The organism is Amycolatopsis mediterranei, from assembly GCF_026017845.1.
GTDB classification, from domain to species: Bacteria; Actinomycetota; Actinomycetes; order Mycobacteriales; family Pseudonocardiaceae; genus Amycolatopsis; species Amycolatopsis mediterranei.
Genome location: NZ_CP100416.1, coordinates 2512437 through 2528083, shown reverse-complemented (window position 1 = coordinate 2528083; position 15647 = coordinate 2512437). Strand labels below are relative to the sequence as shown.

General features: G+C 71.9%; 24 protein-coding genes and 1 pseudogene. 9 read left to right on the top strand and 16 right to left on the bottom strand.

What is annotated here, in order from left to right:
* Position 1 precedes the first annotated feature (1 nt).
* The 4 genes from ISP_RS12150 to hisF are packed head-to-tail and all read right to left on the bottom strand — an operon-like array spanning position 2 to position 1867.
* On the bottom strand, positions 2–364 hold the full coding sequence (locus ISP_RS12150; protein WP_013224159.1) for a DUF1304 domain-containing protein: 363 nt from the start codon (positions 362–364) through the stop codon (positions 2–4).
* Complete coding sequence (hisI, locus tag ISP_RS12145) at positions 361–723, bottom strand: phosphoribosyl-AMP cyclohydrolase (protein WP_013224158.1); 363 nt, start codon at positions 721–723, stop codon at positions 361–363. Before hisI ends, ISP_RS12150 begins: the two co-directional genes overlap by 4 nt.
* Positions 720–1097 (bottom strand): hypothetical protein, encoded by a 378-nt coding sequence (locus ISP_RS12140; protein ID WP_013224157.1) that lies wholly within the window; start codon positions 1095–1097, stop codon positions 720–722. The genes hisI and ISP_RS12140 overlap by 4 nt, the downstream gene beginning before the upstream one ends.
* Positions 1094–1867 (bottom strand): imidazole glycerol phosphate synthase subunit HisF, encoded by a 774-nt coding sequence (gene hisF / locus ISP_RS12135; protein WP_014466799.1) that lies wholly within the window; start codon positions 1865–1867, stop codon positions 1094–1096. The genes ISP_RS12140 and hisF overlap by 4 nt, the downstream gene beginning before the upstream one ends.
* Before the next feature lie 129 nt (positions 1868–1996).
* Between hisF and ISP_RS12130 the strand changes: the two genes are divergently transcribed.
* The 3 genes from ISP_RS12130 (at position 1997) to ISP_RS12120 (ending at position 4714) form a co-directional block, all read left to right on the top strand.
* A complete protein-coding gene (locus ISP_RS12130; RefSeq protein ID WP_013224155.1) occupies positions 1997–3169 on the top strand; it encodes a phytase in 1173 nt (390 codons plus the stop codon).
* A 70-nt stretch (positions 3170–3239) separates the two neighbouring features.
* Complete coding sequence (locus tag ISP_RS12125; RefSeq protein WP_013224154.1) at positions 3240–3740, top strand: SigE family RNA polymerase sigma factor; 501 nt, start codon at positions 3240–3242, stop codon at positions 3738–3740.
* Positions 3737–4714, top strand: a complete 978-nt coding sequence (locus ISP_RS12120) for a hypothetical protein (RefSeq protein ID WP_013224153.1) — start codon at positions 3737–3739, stop codon at positions 4712–4714. The genes ISP_RS12125 and ISP_RS12120 overlap by 4 nt, the downstream gene beginning before the upstream one ends.
* On the opposite strand, the gene ISP_RS12115 is transcribed toward ISP_RS12120, so the two are convergent.
* The gene (locus tag ISP_RS12115) at positions 4704–5642 is read right to left on the bottom strand and encodes a hypothetical protein (RefSeq protein ID WP_013224152.1); all 939 of its coding nucleotides are present in this window, start codon (positions 5640–5642) and stop codon (positions 4704–4706) included. The genes ISP_RS12120 and ISP_RS12115 overlap by 11 nt on opposite strands.
* Before the next feature lie 131 nt (positions 5643–5773).
* Between ISP_RS12115 and ISP_RS12110 the strand changes: the two genes are divergently transcribed.
* Both ISP_RS12110 and ISP_RS12105 read left to right on the top strand, forming a co-directional pair.
* Positions 5774–6334 (top strand): putative glycolipid-binding domain-containing protein, encoded by a 561-nt coding sequence (locus ISP_RS12110; RefSeq protein WP_013224151.1) that lies wholly within the window; start codon positions 5774–5776, stop codon positions 6332–6334.
* Positions 6331–6717 (top strand): PPOX class F420-dependent oxidoreductase, encoded by a 387-nt coding sequence (locus tag ISP_RS12105; protein WP_013224150.1) that lies wholly within the window; start codon positions 6331–6333, stop codon positions 6715–6717. The genes ISP_RS12110 and ISP_RS12105 overlap by 4 nt, the downstream gene beginning before the upstream one ends.
* On the opposite strand, the gene ISP_RS12100 is transcribed toward ISP_RS12105, so the two are convergent.
* The 5 genes and pseudogenes from ISP_RS12100 to ISP_RS12080 form a co-directional block, all read right to left on the bottom strand.
* On the bottom strand, positions 6701–7177 hold the full coding sequence (locus tag ISP_RS12100) for a GNAT family N-acetyltransferase (protein ID WP_013224149.1): 477 nt from the start codon (positions 7175–7177) through the stop codon (positions 6701–6703). The two genes, ISP_RS12105 and ISP_RS12100, sit on opposite strands and share 17 nt — an antisense overlap.
* 47 nt (positions 7178–7224) lie before the next feature.
* Positions 7225–7566 (bottom strand): DUF1330 domain-containing protein, encoded by a 342-nt coding sequence (locus ISP_RS12095; RefSeq protein WP_013224148.1) that lies wholly within the window; start codon positions 7564–7566, stop codon positions 7225–7227.
* 58 nt (positions 7567–7624) lie between these two features.
* Positions 7625–8218: a TetR/AcrR family transcriptional regulator gene (locus ISP_RS12090; RefSeq protein WP_013224147.1), complete on the bottom strand. Its 594-nt coding sequence runs from the start codon at positions 8216–8218 to the stop codon at positions 7625–7627.
* Between the two features lie 61 nt (positions 8219–8279).
* Positions 8280–8483 carry a hypothetical protein gene (locus ISP_RS12085; protein WP_014466798.1) on the bottom strand — a complete coding sequence of 68 codons (204 nt, stop codon included), beginning with the start codon at positions 8481–8483 and terminating at the stop codon, positions 8280–8282.
* Between the two features lie 42 nt (positions 8484–8525).
* Positions 8526–8687, bottom strand: a pseudogene (locus tag ISP_RS12080) (hypothetical protein); the annotation flags it as partial.
* On the opposite strand from ISP_RS12080, the gene ISP_RS12075 reads away from it, so the two are divergent.
* Positions 8653–9090, top strand: coding sequence for an SDR family NAD(P)-dependent oxidoreductase (locus tag ISP_RS12075; protein WP_013224145.1), 438 nt, complete (start codon positions 8653–8655; stop codon positions 9088–9090). The pseudogene ISP_RS12080 and the gene ISP_RS12075 sit on opposite strands and share 35 nt — an antisense overlap.
* Here ISP_RS12075 and priA read toward each other — a convergent pair.
* From priA to ISP_RS12060, 3 genes are read right to left on the bottom strand one after another with little or no spacing between them, the layout of a single operon-like run.
* Positions 9087–9824, bottom strand: coding sequence for a bifunctional 1-(5-phosphoribosyl)-5-((5-phosphoribosylamino)methylideneamino)imidazole-4-carboxamide isomerase/phosphoribosylanthranilate isomerase PriA (gene priA / locus ISP_RS12070; protein WP_014466797.1), 738 nt, complete (start codon positions 9822–9824; stop codon positions 9087–9089). The genes ISP_RS12075 and priA overlap by 4 nt on opposite strands.
* 36 nt (positions 9825–9860) lie before the next feature.
* Positions 9861–10478 (bottom strand): imidazole glycerol phosphate synthase subunit HisH, encoded by a 618-nt coding sequence (gene hisH / locus ISP_RS12065; protein WP_013224143.1) that lies wholly within the window; start codon positions 10476–10478, stop codon positions 9861–9863.
* A gap of 32 nt (positions 10479–10510) precedes the next feature.
* On the bottom strand, positions 10511–11374 hold the full coding sequence (locus ISP_RS12060) for a hypothetical protein (protein ID WP_013224142.1): 864 nt from the start codon (positions 11372–11374) through the stop codon (positions 10511–10513).
* A gap of 171 nt (positions 11375–11545) precedes the next feature.
* Here ISP_RS12060 and ISP_RS12055 point away from each other — a divergent pair, with 171 nt between their 5' ends.
* The 3 genes from ISP_RS12055 to ISP_RS12045 are packed head-to-tail and all read left to right on the top strand — an operon-like array spanning position 11546 to position 13547.
* Positions 11546–11722 carry a hypothetical protein gene (locus ISP_RS12055; protein ID WP_014466796.1) on the top strand — a complete coding sequence of 59 codons (177 nt, stop codon included), beginning with the start codon at positions 11546–11548 and terminating at the stop codon, positions 11720–11722.
* 48 nt (positions 11723–11770) lie between these two features.
* Positions 11771–12943 carry an acyl-CoA dehydrogenase family protein gene (locus tag ISP_RS12050; RefSeq protein WP_013224141.1) on the top strand — a complete coding sequence of 391 codons (1173 nt, stop codon included), beginning with the start codon at positions 11771–11773 and terminating at the stop codon, positions 12941–12943.
* A 37-nt stretch (positions 12944–12980) separates the two neighbouring features.
* On the top strand, positions 12981–13547 hold the full coding sequence (locus tag ISP_RS12045) for an NIPSNAP family protein (RefSeq protein WP_014466795.1): 567 nt from the start codon (positions 12981–12983) through the stop codon (positions 13545–13547).
* On the opposite strand, the gene ISP_RS12040 is transcribed toward ISP_RS12045, so the two are convergent.
* Genes ISP_RS12040 through ISP_RS12030 form a run of 3 tightly spaced genes read right to left on the bottom strand, consistent with a single transcriptional unit; the run spans position 13533 to position 15596 of the window.
* Positions 13533–13958 (bottom strand): NUDIX hydrolase, encoded by a 426-nt coding sequence (locus ISP_RS12040; protein ID WP_230468766.1) that lies wholly within the window; start codon positions 13956–13958, stop codon positions 13533–13535. The genes ISP_RS12045 and ISP_RS12040 overlap by 15 nt on opposite strands.
* A 10-nt stretch (positions 13959–13968) precedes the next feature.
* Positions 13969–14898, bottom strand: coding sequence for a transketolase family protein (locus ISP_RS12035; protein WP_013224138.1), 930 nt, complete (start codon positions 14896–14898; stop codon positions 13969–13971).
* A gap of 5 nt (positions 14899–14903) precedes the next feature.
* Entirely contained in the window at positions 14904–15596 is a 693-nt protein-coding gene (locus ISP_RS12030) for a thiamine pyrophosphate-dependent enzyme (RefSeq protein WP_013224137.1), read from the bottom strand.
* Positions 15597–15647: the final 51 nt, after the last annotated feature.

The window sequence follows — 15647 nt, the reverse complement described above, 5'->3', positions numbered from 1 at the left end:
CCTACCGCGCCAGCAGCAGCGCGATCAGCGCCAGCGTGCCCGGGACCACCTGCACGAACAGGATCCGCTTGCTGGCCGTCGCCGCCCCGTAGAGGCCCGCGATGATCACGCAGACGATGCCGTACAGCTTGAGCTGGAACCCGGTCGGGTCGCTCGCGATCAGGCCCCACACCAGCGCGAGCGCCAGGAAGCCGTTGTACAGGCCCTGGTTCGCGGCGAGCGTCTTGCTCTCCTCCGCGAACTCCTTCGTCGTGCCGAAGCCGGCGCGGGCGCGCGGCGACGTCCAGAGGAACATCTCCAGGACGACGATGTAGAGGTGGATCAGGGCGACGAGCCCGACCAGGATGTCGGCGACGATGGTCACGCGAGCTCTTTCTCATCGGCCAGGAGGAGGCGCTCCTCGGTGTCGAAACAGGTGTGCGTGCCGGTGTGACAGGCCGGGCCGGTCTGGTCGACGCGCAGCAGGACAGTATCGCCGTCGCAGTCGATCCGCACTTCGCGAACGTGCTGGTAGTGGCCGGACGTCTCGCCCTTGACCCACAGCTTCCGCCGGCTGCGCGACCAGTACGTCCCGCGGCGGGTGGCGAGGGTGGCGGCGAGGGCGTCGTCGTTCATCCAGGCCATCATCAGCACGTCCGACGTGGCGTGTTCGACGACCACCGCCGCGATCAGGCCGTCGGCGTTGCGCTTGAGGCGCGCCGAGACGGCCGCGTCGAGGGTCATGCGTTGGCTCCCAGGAGGTGCCGCTTGAGCGGCATCGAGTTCAGCAGGACGAACGTGTAGCCGTAGCCGGCGAAGGAGAGGCCGGAGAACAGCTTGTTGAACCACAGCTCGGCGCCGAGCAGCAGGAACGCGTGCAGCAGCGCGAACACCACCGCCACGACCAGGCCGCCGATCCGCGCGCTGCCGTGTTTGAGGACCAGCCCGGTGGTGACGACGCCGCCGAGCATCAGCGCGAGCGCGGGCATCCGGTAGATGGCCAGGCCCGCCCCGGCGCTCAGCACCGGGATCAGGTCGAGCAGCGCCCACGCGACGGGCAACCCGATCAGCAGGCCGGCGGTGACCTTCACCTCGACGGGTGCTTGCCAGGCCTTCACCGGACCTCGACCCCGCCTTCGCGCAGGGCGTCCTTGACGTCCCCGATCTTCAGCTGCCCGAAGTGGAACACGCTGGCGGCGAGCACGGCGTCGGCGCCGGTCCGCACGGCGGGCAGGAAGTGCTCGACGGCCCCGGCGCCGCCGCTGGCGATCACCGGGACGCGCACGGCCTTGCGCACGAGTTCGATGAGTTCGAGGTCGAAGCCGTTCTTGGTGCCGTCGGCGTCCATGGAGTTCAGCAGGATCTCCCCCACGCCGAGTTCCTCGCCCCGCGCGGCCCACTCGACGGCGTCGATCCCGGTCCCGCGGCGGCCGCCGTGGGTGGTCACCTCGAAGCCGGAGGCCGTCGGCTCGGCGCCCTCGGGCACGCGCCGGGCGTCGACGGACAGCACGATGCACTGGGCACCGAACCGCCTCGACGCCTCGCTGAGGAATTCGGGCCGGGCGATCGCGGCGGTGTTGATGCTGACCTTGTCGGCGCCGGTCCGCAGCAGCCGGTTGACGTCGTCGTTGCTGCGCACCCCGCCGCCGACGGTGAGCGGGATGAACACCTGCTCGGCGGTCCGCCGGACGACGTCGTAGGTGGTCTCGCGGTCGCCGGAGGAGGCCGTGACGTCGAGGAAGGTGAGCTCGTCGGCCCCCTCGGCGTCATAGCGCCGGGCCAGCTCGACAGGGTCACCGGCGTCGCGGAGGCCGGCGAAGTTGACCCCCTTCACCACCCGGCCCGCGTCGACGTCGAGACAGGGGATCACCCGCACCGCGACAGACATGGCCACCAGCCTAGTCAAGGGGCTCCGGACCTCAGCCGATGGCACGGCCGACACCGCGATCCGGCATCCGCCGTTCACGCCCCGGCCATCCGATTCGTCTAGTTTCCGCGCGTGCGCAGACTCCTCCCGGTGGCCGTCGCCGCCGTCGCCCTCCTGACCGCCGTCCCCGCTTCGGCCGCTCCCCGCGAGCCGGCGCCCGTCCTCCAGACCCAGGCCTTCGTCGACGACCCCGGCGCCTCCCCCGCCAACGCCGACGCCGACGATCCCGCCATCTGGGTGCACCCGCGCGACCCCGAACGCAGCGTCGTGCTCGGCACCCTCAAGGAGGGCGGCCTCGCCGCGTTCGACCTCGGCGCGCGGACGCTGCAGCTGGTCCCTGCCGGGCCGGGCGGGCGGTTCAACAACGTCGACGTCGTCGGGGACCTGGCCGTCGTCAGCGACCGGGGGCGGGACCGCGTCCGCGTCTACCGGATCGACCCCGCGGGCTCGGCCGCCGGATCGTCCGTGCTGCACGACGTCACCGATCCCGCCGCCGCGCCGGTGTTCTCCGCGTTCGAGTCCGAAGTGGACCGGCAGCGGACCGCCTACGGCCTGGCCGCGGGCCGGGACCCGCGCACCGGCGTCCGGTGGGTGGCGGTGACCCGGCGGCACGAGACGCGGGTGGCGCTGCTGAAGCTGGTCGACCGGCCGGGCGGCACCGTCGGCACCGAGCCGATCGCCACCGTGGACCTGCCCGCGCGGTTCCGCCTGCCGGACGGCACGACCTGGTCGCCGTGCGAGGAACCCGGCGAAGGGCCCCAGCTGGAGGGCTCGGTGCTCGACGGCCGCGTGCTCTACACCGCCCAGGAAGACGTCGGGATCTGGCGGATCCCGCTGACGCCGTCCGGCTTCGGGCGGCCCGAGCTGATCGACCGCGTGCGCTCCTTCGGCGTGCCCCAGCGCTGGGACGCGGCCACCGAGGAGTGCGTCCCGGACGGCCCCGACCCCGGTTACGGCGGCCGGTGGCTGACCGCCGACGCGGAGGGCCTCGCGCTGGCGAACGGCACGCTGTTCGCCTCCAGCCAGGGCGACTCGCGGTTCGTCGTGTACGGCAAGCACGTCCGTGACCTGCGGATCGTCGCGGGCCGCGGCACGGACTCGGTCGAGCACTCCGACGGCTCGGCGATCAGCACGGTGTCCCTCGGCCGCCGCTTCCCGCACGGCCTCCTGGTGGTCCACGACGGCGAGCGCCGCCCGGCGGCCGGCGACCTGCCGACCACCGGCTTCGCCTTCGTCCGGCTGGAGGACGTCCTCGGGCGGTAAAAAAACTTCCGTCCGCCGCGCAGCGGCCGGGCCTCCTCGCGCGTCCACAGTGGTGACCGAAAGGACGCGTGTGACCTTCGAAGAGTTCGTGGCGGAGCGGCTGGACGGGCTGCTCCGCTACGCCACCGTCCTGACGAACGACCCGCACCTGGCCCAGGACGTCGTCCAGGACGTGCTCCTGCGCGCCCAGCAGCGGTGGGACCACATCGCCGCGCCGCCGACCTACGTGCGGCGGATGATCACCAACGAGTACCTGTCGTGGCGGCGGCGGGCGGTGCGGCGGATGGTGGCCAGCAGCCACGACGTCCTCGACGCGCTCGGGCCGCCGGAACCCGACCCGTCGGCCGCCTACGACGAGCGGGACGCCATGCTCGGCCTGCTCGCGACGCTGCCCCGCAAGCAGCGCGCGGCCCTCGTGCTGCGGTACTACGAGAACTACTCCGACACCGAGATCGCCGCGCTCCTGCGGTGCGGCACCTCCACCGTGCGCAGCCAGATCTCGCGTGCACTGGCCACCCTGCGCCAAGCCGGGTTGAACCACCCCGTCGTCACCACCGGAGCCCCCGAATGACCCGCAGCGAGCACGAGACCGAGACGCTGATCCGGGACAGCCTGGACCGCCTCGCCGCCCGCGCCCCGGACGGGCGGGCGGTGCACGAGGCGCTCGCGCGCGCCGGCCGGAAGAGGCAGCCGGCGTCCCGGCTGGCCCTCGTCGCCGCCGCGGTGGTCGTGGTGGTCGTCGGCGCCGTCTCCGGCATGCAGCTGCTGACCCGGCCGGACCCGGCACCGGCCGCGAGCCACCCGGTGCTCGGCTACGGCCCGGAATGGCTGCCGGAGGGCTTCACCGAGCAGTACCGCGAAGGCGGCCCCGGGATCACCCCGCAGGCCCGGCAGTGGACGGCGGGCCCCGCCAAGGTCACGCTGATGGCGTACTCCACCGCCGACCCCGAGTGGTCGCAGACGGCGCTGAAGATCGCGTCGATCAAGGACCAGGTCCTGGTGCGCGGCCGGGTCGCCATGGACACCGGTTCCGGCGGGGACGCCCAGGTCACCTGGCTGGCCGACGAGCAGCACGTGCTGTGCGCGACGGTGACCGGGTTCCCGGACGCCCGCACGGTCGCCAAGCGGATCGCCGACTCCGTCACCGCCGAACCGGTCGGCGTCCACGGTGAGCTGCGGTTCGGCCCGCTGCCGGCCGGGCTGGCCGAACGGTCGACCGCGGTGAAGGGCACCGGTCCCGGCGACGCGCGCACCGAGCTGACCGCGGCCGACCCGGCCCGGCCGTCGATCCCCGTGGTGCGGGCCGTCGCCGGCGCGGGCGCCCCCGGCATGACCGGTGCCACGCCGGTGATCGTCCGCGGCGGCCAGGGCTTCTTCGGGGCGCCGGCGATCGGGCGGGACGCGATGGTCGTGGTCCGGCTGCCGTCGGGGCGCTGGCTGACGGTGTCGGGTGCGCGGCCGGAGGCCGAGCTGATCGCCGTCGCGAACGGCGTCCAGCTCGACCCGGCGCCCGACTACCGCTGGCTCGGGCGGCCTACCAGTTGATCATCGGGAACCAGATGATCCCGAGCCTGCCCAGCACGCGGACGTCCCAGTAGAGCAGCGTGAACGTGCCGCCGACGAGCAGCGCGGCGCCGGTCACGGTGGCGATCCGCGCCGGTTTCGCGGCCAGCCAGCGCTGCACGCGCCCGCCGGTGGCCCGCGTGAGGATCAGGAACAGCACCGCCATGACGACGATGTTGCCGACCGACTGGAGGGCGAACGCGGCGGCGCCGTAGAGGACGTTGTGTTCCTCCGCGGCGCTGCGGAACATGATCCGGAAGAGCGGGTACGGCCGTCCGATGAGGAACCCGCCGATGAGCGCGCCCATCAGCACCAGCGGCGCCGCGGGGTGGCGGCGGGTGAAGCCCTCGAAGGGGTTGCGGAGGATGCCGAGGGCGACCAGGCCCATCAGCAGGAAGACCAGGCCGACGACGCCGAAGGCGATCATGGACTGGACGCTGCGCGGGGAGAGCCCGGTGGTCTTCGAGGTGTCGAACTGCGGCATCCGCGTGCCCACGAGCGCGACGATCACGCCGTAGGCGACCGAAACGGTGAGCATGCCGGCGGCGATCCAGCCGAGCGGCTTGAGCGCGCTCCGCTTCTCCCCCGCCTGGTCACCGACCAGCGGCGCGACCGCGCCGAAGGCGGCGATGTTGCAGGCGGTGAACGACCCCGCGAGGCCGGAGACGAACGCGAAGAGCGTCCCGGCGAGGACCCCGCTGATCGGGGTGGCTTTCGCGTCGTACCCGAGCAGCCCGTTCGCGACGCTGTCCCCGATCACGGAGTCGACGAACGGCGCCGACCAGATGGCGGTCAGCACGAACCCCGCCACGACGGCGGCGAGGGCGACGAGGGCCCGGCGCGCGGGATACGGCCCGGCGCCGAAGAAGCTTGCTTGCGGATGAACCGGTACTTGCTGTCTGACCGCCATCGATACCCTCCAGGGTGCGGGAATGCAGCCCCAGAAGCGTTGCAGGCTGAAGTGTTGAAACGCTTCGACCAGGCGTGTGGGCTTTCGCCGCCGAAAGGACTAGGCATCTCTCATGCCGGTTACGGTGGGCCATGACCTTCCCCGGCAGCGCCGCCTGGCGGCACGAAGACGCCCGCACCGGCTTCGAAGTCACCCGGTTCCGGCGGCACGAAGGCGGCTGGCTCGTCGAAGGCGCCACGACCGCCGTGGAGGACGGTGCCGCGTGGGCGGTGCGCTACTCCCTCACCGTAAGTCCACAGTGGACACTTCGCTCGGCGCGGATCGCCGGCCTCGGTCCGCGGGAACTGGAGATCGAAGCGGACGGCCGCGGGCACTGGCGGCTCGACGGGCGGCCCGCGCCGCACCTGGACGGCTGCCTCGACCTCGAGGCGTCCGCGATGACGAACACCTTCCCGGTGCACCGACTCGCCTTGCCGGCCGGCGGCCGGGCCGAGGCGCCGGCCGCGTACGTCCGCGCGGCCGATCTCGGCGTCGACCGGCTCGAGCAGACCTACGAGCACCTGGCGCCGGGGCGGTACGGCTACGCGGCCCCGGCGTTCGGCTTCGCCTGCGTCCTCGAATACGACGACACGGGCCTGATCACCCGTTATCCCGGCATCGCCGTCCGCCACCCGGCTACGGTGGGCGCATGACCTCCGAGACCGACCGCCTCGCCGCCGAGCGCTACGTCGTCCTGACCACGTTCCGGCGCGACGGGCGGGCCGTGCCGACCCCGATCTGGGTGGCCGGCCGCGACGGCGAACTGGTGCTGTGGTCGGTGCGCAAGGCCGGCAAGGTCAAGCGCATCCGCAACGACGGCCGGGTCGAGGTCCAGGCCTGCGACGTCCGCGGGCAGAAGACGCACGGCGCGAAGGTCTCCGGCCAGGCCCGGCTGCTCGACGCCGCCGGGACCGAACAGGCCCGGCGGGCGATCGCCCGCAAGTACGGCATCGTCGGGCGCGTCACGATGTTCTTCTCGAAGCTGCGCGGCCCGGAAGACCGGACGGTCGGCATCGCGGTCAAAGTGGATGGCTGAAGCTGCGGAAGCCGCGCCGCAGGTAGTTCGGCAGCGCGTTGGGGTGATCGAGGGTCGAGGTGTGCAGCCAGACGCGCCGCGTCCCGGGCAGCGCCCACGCGTCGGCGACGACGAGGGTGAGCGCACACCCGCCGAGCCCCTTGCCGACGAACTCCGGAACCAGGCCGAACGTGGTGATTTCGACGTCGTTCCCGGGCTGCGCCTCGAAATCCGCGGCGCCGGCGACCTCGCCCTGGTATTCGATGAGCCGGTATTCCCGGTGCGGCGCGGCGAGCCAGCGGTCCCATTCTTCGTCACCGCGCGACGCGCTCGGCCACCGGTAGGGCGTCCCGATCCGGAGGTGCAGCTCGCGGATCAGCGGCCCCGGCCGGATGGTCCGCAGCGCAACGCCATCGACGAGCGGAGCGGGGTTGAGCTGATCGGCGGCGGTCATTTCGAGCTGGGTGACGATCTCCTCCACCGCGGCAACCTACTCCTCCGGAGGCGGCTGTCATCCGCTTTTCGGCGTCAAGCGGCGCCGCGCAGGGCCGCCGCCAGCGCGGCCGAATCGTGGTCCGGTCCGCAGCCCTCGACCAGGATCAGGTCACCCGGGATGTGGTCCGCGCGCAGGTGCAGGATCTCCCGGTAGGCGGGCGAGTCGTACCACTCGTGTGCCGCGGCGAGGCTCGGGAACTCGATGAGCACGAGACCGCCGGGCCAATCGCCTTCCCTGACCTGCACCGGCGCGCCGTGCACCAGGAACTTGCCGCCGTAGGGGTCGAGCGTCGCCTGGATGCGCTCCAGGTATTCGAAAACCTCCTCCGGCAGCACGGCGGGCGGGCGCAGGCGGGCGAGTCCGTAGGCGGTCATGGCATTCCTTTCCCGGTGTCCTGGAAGGAATCCTGGCCGCTCGCCGGCATGGCGTCGATTACCCCGGAGGTAAGGCGGGCTGCCCGGCCAGCAGCCGCTCCACCAGCGCCGCGACCAGGTCGTGGCGCTGCTCGTCGGTGTACAGGTCCGGCAGCGTCAGCCGTTCCATGATCAGCCAGTTCAGCGCCAGCGACAGCAGGACCACCGTCGTGCCGTCGCCGGGCAGGCCGGACTTCTCGTGGTACTCGACGTTGAAGTCGACGTCCGCGCGGATGCGGCGGGTCAGCACGTCCCGCAGTTCCGGCCGGCGCGCGGCTTCGAGCCGCAGTTCCAGCAGCGCCAGGAACCCCGTCGGGAACGCGGCCACGCGGTCGACGAGGTCGTGCATCAGCTCGGTGACGCGGGCCCGGTCACGCGGCCCCTCGAGGCCGCCCGCGAGCACCGCGTCGTCCGCCAGCCGCTCGTAGACCCGCTCCCCCGCGGACTTGAGGATTTCGCCGCGGCTGGAGAAGTAGTTGGACGCCGTGCCGACCGGGACGCCGGCCTGCTGGTCGACCGCGCGGAAGGTGAGGCCGCGCGCGCCCTCGTTGGCCAGGACCTCGATCGAGGCGTCGAGCAGCGCCGCCCGCCGCTCGGGGTTGCGTCGCACCATGATGGGGACCTCACTCCGGTCGGTACCACTTCGCGCAAAGTACTACACGCGGAGTCACGAGCTACCGTCCGGCCTGACGCTCCCGCGTCGCCTTCCGGATCTCTTCCGACGCTTCGCGATACGCCGGCGCCGCGCGGGCGAAGTAGTCGAACAGCACCTCCTGCTGCTCCGGCGAGTACCGGCCGATGACCTCGGCGATCCGGCCACGCGCCGGCCCGACGATCGCTTCGACGCCGGCGAGCGCGTCCGGCACCGGCTCGACCACCACCTTGCGCCGGTCGGCCGGGTCGGCCGCGCGGCGGACGTAGCCGGCCCGCTCCAGCCGGTCGATCAGCCGGGTCGTCGCCCCCGTGGTGAGCCTTCCACAACACCCAGCGGAAGCCGCTGATGGAGCGCGTTTCGTTCGCGTTCGCGCCGGAAACGAAGCCGAAGCGGTGAAGGCGCTGGTGACGGGGGCGAGCGCCGGCATCGGCCGGGCGTTCGCCACGGCGCTGGCCGCGGCGGGGTACGCGGTGACGGCGGTGGCCCGCCGCGAAGACCGGCTCGCCGACCTCATGGCGGAACTGGGGCCGGGCCACGACCACCTGGCCGCGGACCTCGCCACCCCCGAGGGCCTGCGGGCCACCGCCGAGCGGTTGAGCGAGCCTCACACGCTGCTGGTGAACAACGCGGGCATCGCGGTCCACGGCGGCTTCGCGGAAACCCCGCTCGAAGACTCCCTCGCCGTGCTGGACCTCAACTGCCGCGCGGTGGTGACACTGGCCCACGCCTTCCTCGCCCAAGCCGGGCCAGGTTCGGCGCTGGTCAACATGTCCTCGACGCTCGGGTTCACCCCCAAGCCGGGACTCGGCGTCTACAGCGCCACCAACTAGAGCTTCGCGACCGCGGCGAGGGCCTCCGGCAGCGTGAACGCGCCGGCGTAGAGCGCCTTGCCGACGATGGACCCCTCGACGCCGTCGGCCGCCAAGCCCGCCAGGGCGACGAGGTCGGCCACGCTCGACACCCCACCGGAGGCGATCACCGGTGCGTCCGTGCGGGCGACGACGTCGCGCAGCAGCTCGAGGTTCGGGCCGCGCAGCGTGCCGTCCTTGCTGACGTCGGTGACGACGTAGCGGGACGCGCCGTCGCGGTCGAGGCGCTCCAGGACGTCCCACAGGTCGCCGCCGTCGGAGGTCCAGCCGCGGGCCGAAAGCCGGTGGCCGGCCTCGGTGATCCGCACGTCGAGGCCGATCGCGACGCGGTCGCCGTACTCGCCGATGACCCGGCTGGTCCACTCCGGGTCTTCGAGCGCGGCGGTGCCGAGGTTGACCCGCCGGGCCCCGGTGTCCAGTGCGGCCTTCAGCGACGCGTCGTCGCGGATGCCGCCGGAGAGCTCGACCTGCACGTCGAGCCGGCCGACGACCTCGGCGAGCAGCTCGCGGTTGCTGCCCTTGCCGAACGCGGCGTCGAGGTCGACCAGGTGGATCCACTCGGCGCCGTCGCGCTGCCAGGCCAGCGCGGCCTCCAGCGGGCTGCCATAGGAGGTCTCGGTGCCGGCCTCGCCCTGGACGAGTCGCACGGCCTGGCCATCGGCCACATCAACGGCGGGAAGGAGCGTGAAAGTCACGCGGGTAACTCTAGGGCGGAGACCCGGATCACCCGGTCAGAGGGTCGCCAGCCAGTTGCGCAGCAGCTGCGCCCCGGCGTCACCGGACTTTTCCGGGTGGAACTGGGTGGCCCACAGCGGCCCGTTTTCGACCGCGGCGACGAAGTCTTCGCCGTGGTGGGCCCAGGTGACCTTCGGTTCCTGCCCGGCCAGGCCGTCGAGCTCCCACGTGCGCGCGGCGTAGGAGTGCACGAAGTAGAACCGCTCCTCGGGGTCGAGACCGGCGAACAGCCGCGAGTCCGCGGGCGCGCGCACGGTGTTCCACCCCATGTGCGGCAGGACATCCGCGTGCAGCCGGTCGACGACCCCGGGCCATTCCCCGGTGCCTTCGGTCTCCTCGCCGTGCTCGACCCCGCGGGCGAAGAGGATCTGCATGCCGACGCAGATGCCGAGCACCGGGCGGCCGCCGGCGAGCCGCTTCCCGATGATCCGGTGCCCCTGCACGTCCAGCAGCCCCGCCATGCAGGCGGAGTAGGCACCGACGCCGGGCACGACGAGCCCATCGGCTTCGACGGCGGCATGCGGGTCGGCGGTGACCTCGACGTCGGCCCCGGCGCGCGCCACAGCGCGTTCGGCGGAGCGGAGGTTGCCGGAACCGTAGTCGAGGATCACCACACGAGACACGCCACCCAGCGTAGCCGTCGCCCTCAGCGGCGCTCGAAGGAATAGACGTCGGTCACCGTGTTGCAGGGTGACGGCGGCACGACCTCGACGCGCAGCACGCCGTCGTCGTAGTCGACGCCTTCCGGGGTGAAGGTGCCCGTGCAGGTGCTGACCAGCGGAACCTGGCCGATCTCGTGCACCCGGGCGGTGACGTCGTGGCCGGTCAGCGGGCGCGCGAGGTCGATCTGCAGGAGCTGCAGGTTCGTCGGGTACAGGTCGTTGTACGGGTCGCTGGTCGCGCAGATCAGCCGCGTCGCGCCGACGAAGTCGCAGCCCTGGGCGCTGCGGATGTGGTGGTCGAGGTGGATGCGGGCGGCCACCGGGAGGTCGCCGGCCACCTTCGGGCCGCGCGGGTTCAGGAAGGGCGTCGGGGAGACGTAGAGGCGGTCGATCTCCCCGAGCGGACCGGAGACGAGCCACTGCCCGTCGGGCGTGGCCGCGACCTGGGCGTTCGCGTTGACGGCCGGCTCGTCGGGCTGCAGCGGGTGGACGAACTCCGTCGTCGTCCCGTCCGGCTTGGTGACCAGGTACATCTTCGTGACCGGCGTCGGGGTGCGGGTGTCCTGGTAGACGTCGAAGACGTACCCGTGCAGCGAATCGGGATCGCCGACGTGGCCCCAGCCCTCGTCCTTGAGCGGCTGCGGGATGGTGGCGCCGTTGCGGTAGACGATCTCGGGGGCGTGGCCGGGCAGCCGGAGGGTCGTGAGGCCCTCGCCGCTGATCCGGTTCTCGGCGGTGGTGTGGCCGGTCTGCTGCCAGCGGGTTCCGTGCGCGGCGGCGACGCCGGTCGCGGCGAGCAGGGTGGCGGTGGTGAGAGCGAGCAGACTTGCCGTCCGCGGTGCGCGCATGTGCGCTCCTCAGGAGTGGAGGCCTTGGCGGCGGCGACGCCATCCTGCCACAGAGCGGGCACGGCCCGGAAAGATCTTGAAGAAATCCGTTTGAACTTCCCGCTCGCCGGGTATCACTTCACCCGATCGTGTGCGCTCAGCCCGGCACGACCGGACGCCAGGGAGGCGAAGATGGCCGAGGACGATCTGCTGTCCCAGATGCTGCACGCCTGGCGTGAAGACATCGAAAGCGTGCCGTTTCCGCAGTTCGGCGAGCTGCTGATCCCCCGCCAGCAGACCCGGCCGCGGTGCACACCGAGCGCGTCTGCTGCCCGCGTGACGAACGCCACGCGGAGGACAGACGCCTGACTGTGGTTTCCTGCGGGAGCCGCACCGACGCGTCCCCGGGAGCCCATCATGAACCGCACCCCTGACCCGCACGATTTTCTCGACCTCGACGCCGGGCTCGCCGAGGAGGAACGCGCCATCCGCGACGCCGTCCGCGCGTACGCGAAGGACCACCTGCTGGACCACGTCGCCGATTGGTACGAAACGGGCGCGCTCCCCGCGGCGGAGCTGGCGAAGGGCTTCGGCTCGCTCGGCCTGCTCGGCATGCACCTGGAGGGCTACGGCTGCGCCGGCACCAGCGCCGTCGCGTACGGCATCGCTTGCCGCGAGCTGGAGGCCGTCGACTCGGGCCTGCGCAGCTTCGTCTCGGTGCAGGGATCGCTGGCGATGTACGCGATCCACCGGTGGGGCAGCGAAGAGCAGCGGCAGGAGTGGCTGCCGCGGATGGCCACCGGCGAGGCGCTGGGCTGTTTCGGCCTGACCGAGCCGGACGCGGGCAGCGACCCCGGTTCGATGCGGACCCGCGCGGTGCGCGACGGCTCCGACTGGGTGCTCTCGGGCACGAAGATGTGGATCACCAACGGGACCGTCGCCGACGTCGCGGTCGTCTGGGCGCAGACCGACGACGGGATCCGCGGTTTCGTCGTCCCGACGTCGACGCCGGGCTTCACGGCCAACGAGGTCAAGCACAAGCTGTCGCTGCGGGCGTCCCTGACGGCGGAACTGGTGCTCGACGGCGTCCGGTTGCCGTCATCGGCGGCGTTTCCCGAGGTCCGCGGGCTGCGCGGGCCGCTGTCCTGCCTGAACGAAGCCCGCTACGGGATCCTGTTCGGGGTCGTCGGCGCGGCGCGCGCGTGCTACGAAGCCGCGTTGGAGTACACGCTCTCGCGTTCGCAGTTCGGGAAACCGCTCGCCGGGTTCCAGCTGACCCAGCGCAAGCTCGCCGACCTGCTCGTCGAGGTCAACCGCGCCGGGCTGGTGGCCCTGCAGATCGGGCGACTGAAGGACGCCGGTGCCCTGCACCACAACCACGTCAGCTTCGGGAAGATGGCGAACGTCCGGTCGGCGCTGGACGCGGCCCGGACCGCGCGCTCGATGCTCGGCGCCAACGGGATTTCGCTGGAGTACCCGGTGATGCGGCACATGGCGAACCTCGAGACGGTGCTGACGTACGAAGGCACCGAAGAGATGCACGCGCTGTCCCTCGGCCAGGCGGTCACCGGGCTGGCCGCGTTCCGCTGACCGGTTTTTGTCGGTGGTGGCCGCTAGCTTCGGCACCATGACTTTTTCCGAGACTTCCCCCGAGCCTTTCTCCGAGTTCGAAACCGTGGTGGAGCTGCGGCGCTACACCCTGCACCCCGGCCGGCGCGACGAGCTGATCGAGCTGTTCGAGCGCGAGTTCGTCGAGCCGCAGGAGGCCGCGGGCGCGCACTTGTTCGGGCTGTTCCGCTCGCGGGCGTCCCCGGACGAGTTCGTGTGGCTGCGCGGTTTCCGCTCGATGGCCGAGCGCAAGGCGGCACTGGAGGAGTTCTACTTCGGCCCGGTCTGGAAGGAACACCGTTCGGCGGCGAACGAGACGATGATCGACTCCGACAACGTGCTGCTGCTGCGCCCGCTCCGCCGCGGCCTGGCTTCGCCACCGCCGGGCGCGGGCCTGCACGTGACGATTTCACCAGGTGCGCCGCCACCGGATTCGGTGTTCGCGGCGTTCGAGACGGAGCCGTCTGCGAACACCTTCCCGCAGCTGCCGGTCCGGACGGACGGCCCGTTCTCGGTGTGGTTCAGCCGGGTCGCTTCGCCGGGGTCGTTCGAGCTGGTGCCGACTTCGCGGTCACTGATCCGCTGAAAGGAGTTCGGTGAGCCCGGTGGGATAGAGGATCTTGCCGCCGTCGAGGAAGTCGCGGACGTCGACCCAGCGTGCGGTGGCGGGATCGTCGAGGATCTTCATCTCGTCGAGCTCGTACCGGCTCGGGTCGGCGAACTCGGCGGCGTAGAGGAAGACGATCTCGTGCCCGGGCCGGTCCTGCCAGGTGAAGACGTTCTCGAGCACCCCGAGCAGCTTCTTGACGACGATCTCGGCGTCGAGTTCCTCGCGGAACTCGCGTTTCAGGGCGTCTTCGCTGCGCTCACCGAACTCGATCCCACCCCCGAGCGGCCGATGGAAGGTCTCGCCTTTGACGTCGTCGCGCGCTTCGAAGACAAGGAGGGCAGTCCCCCGCCGGATGACGGCAAGGGCGATCGGCCGGATCGATGGCATGGCGGTCACGCTATCGACCCGCGGCCCCGGACGCATCGGCCGTTCCACGGCGGTCCCCCAGGAACTCCCTGATCGACAACCCCAGCGATCCCGCGTCCAGCCCGTGCGCCAGGTCGTGGTCCGCGATCTCCCCGTACGTCCGCACCTCCACGTCCCGCCGGACCCCGAGCGCCTGCAACCGGTGCGGCACCTCGGAAAGCGCCTCCGCCACGCAATGCGCCGACGTCCCCGCCAGGTACGGCTCCACGAGCACCACATCGGGGGTCGCGGACTGCACCGCCGAGCGCAGGCCGGCGCCGTCGAACGGGCGGATCGTCGATGCGTACAGCACCGTCACGTCCAGGCCCGCCGTGGCGCGCAGGACGCGGTCCAGGACCGGGCCCACCGCCACCACCACGCCGGCCCGCCCGGAGCGCAGCCGGGTGAATCCCACCCCCAGCTGCGGGGAGGCGTTTTCCTGCGCCGAAAGCCTCAGGTAGACCCGCCCGTCTCCCGGGATCGACTCCAGCAGCAACCGGCGGGCCTCCGCCGGGTGGCCCGGGACGTGGACCGTCCAGCCCGGCAGGGAATCGATCAGCGCGACGTCGCCCGGGGACTGGTGCGTGCGGCCCGCTGTCGACATGTCGTACGACGCGCCCCACGACACCAGGACCCCACCCATGTCCTGGTGCGAAAAGTCCAGCTTGATCTGCTCGAAAGCGCGTTCCACCAGGAACGACGGGAACGTGTGCACGATCGGCCGCAGTCCCGCCAGGGCCAGCCCGGCGCCCGTGCTGACCAGCAGCTGCTCGCGGATCCCGACGTTGATCACCCGGTCCGGGTGCCGCCGCGCGGCGCCGGCGAGCTGCGCGGCCGAGATGTCGGCCAGCACGACCGCGACGTCCGGGTCGGCGTCGATGATCTCTTCGGTGGTGGCGAGGAAGGTTTCCCGCATCGGCATCGTGCTCAGCCCTTCGGTTCGACGACGGCGACCACGGCCAGCGGCCGGCCGGGGTGGGCGGTGGTGAAGGCTTCGTCCAGCGCGTCGTGGTCGCGGCCGGACACCGTGCGCGTCTCCCAGCCTTCGACGGCGAAGCGGGGGGCGATGCCACCCGGCCAGCCGCGCGTCGACGACCGGTTGTCGATCACCACCGTGGTCAGGTTTTCGAGGCGGTCGCGCGCCGCGACGGCGATCGCCTCGTGGTTCGAGCCCTCGTCGAGCTCGGCGTCGCCGACGAGCGTCACGACCTTCGCGCTCGTCAGGCCGCGGGCACGCAGGCCGAGCGCGGTGCCGAGCGCGATCGGCAGGCCGTGGCCGAGGGAACCGCTGGAGATTTCGACGCCGGGGATGCGGCACCGGTCGGGGTGGTGGCCGAGCCGCGACATCGGGTCGGACCACGTCGCCAGCTCGGCCTCGGCGATGAAGCCTTTCGCGGTGAGCACGGCGTAGTACGCCATCGGCCCGTGCCCCTTGGACAGCAGGAACCGGTCGCGGCCGGGTTCGCGGAAGTTCGCGGGCGTGACGTCGAGCACGCGGTCGTAGAGCACCCACAGCACGTCCAAAGTGGACTCCGCGGCGGCGGTGTGCTTTTCGTCGCCGGTCATCAGCGAGATCAGCCGGGGCAGATCGGCGTAGCCCGGTGCGGTCACAGTGGTCATGACCCGACGATGCAACCTCGACTAAACTCGAAGTCAAGGATAGCCTGACCT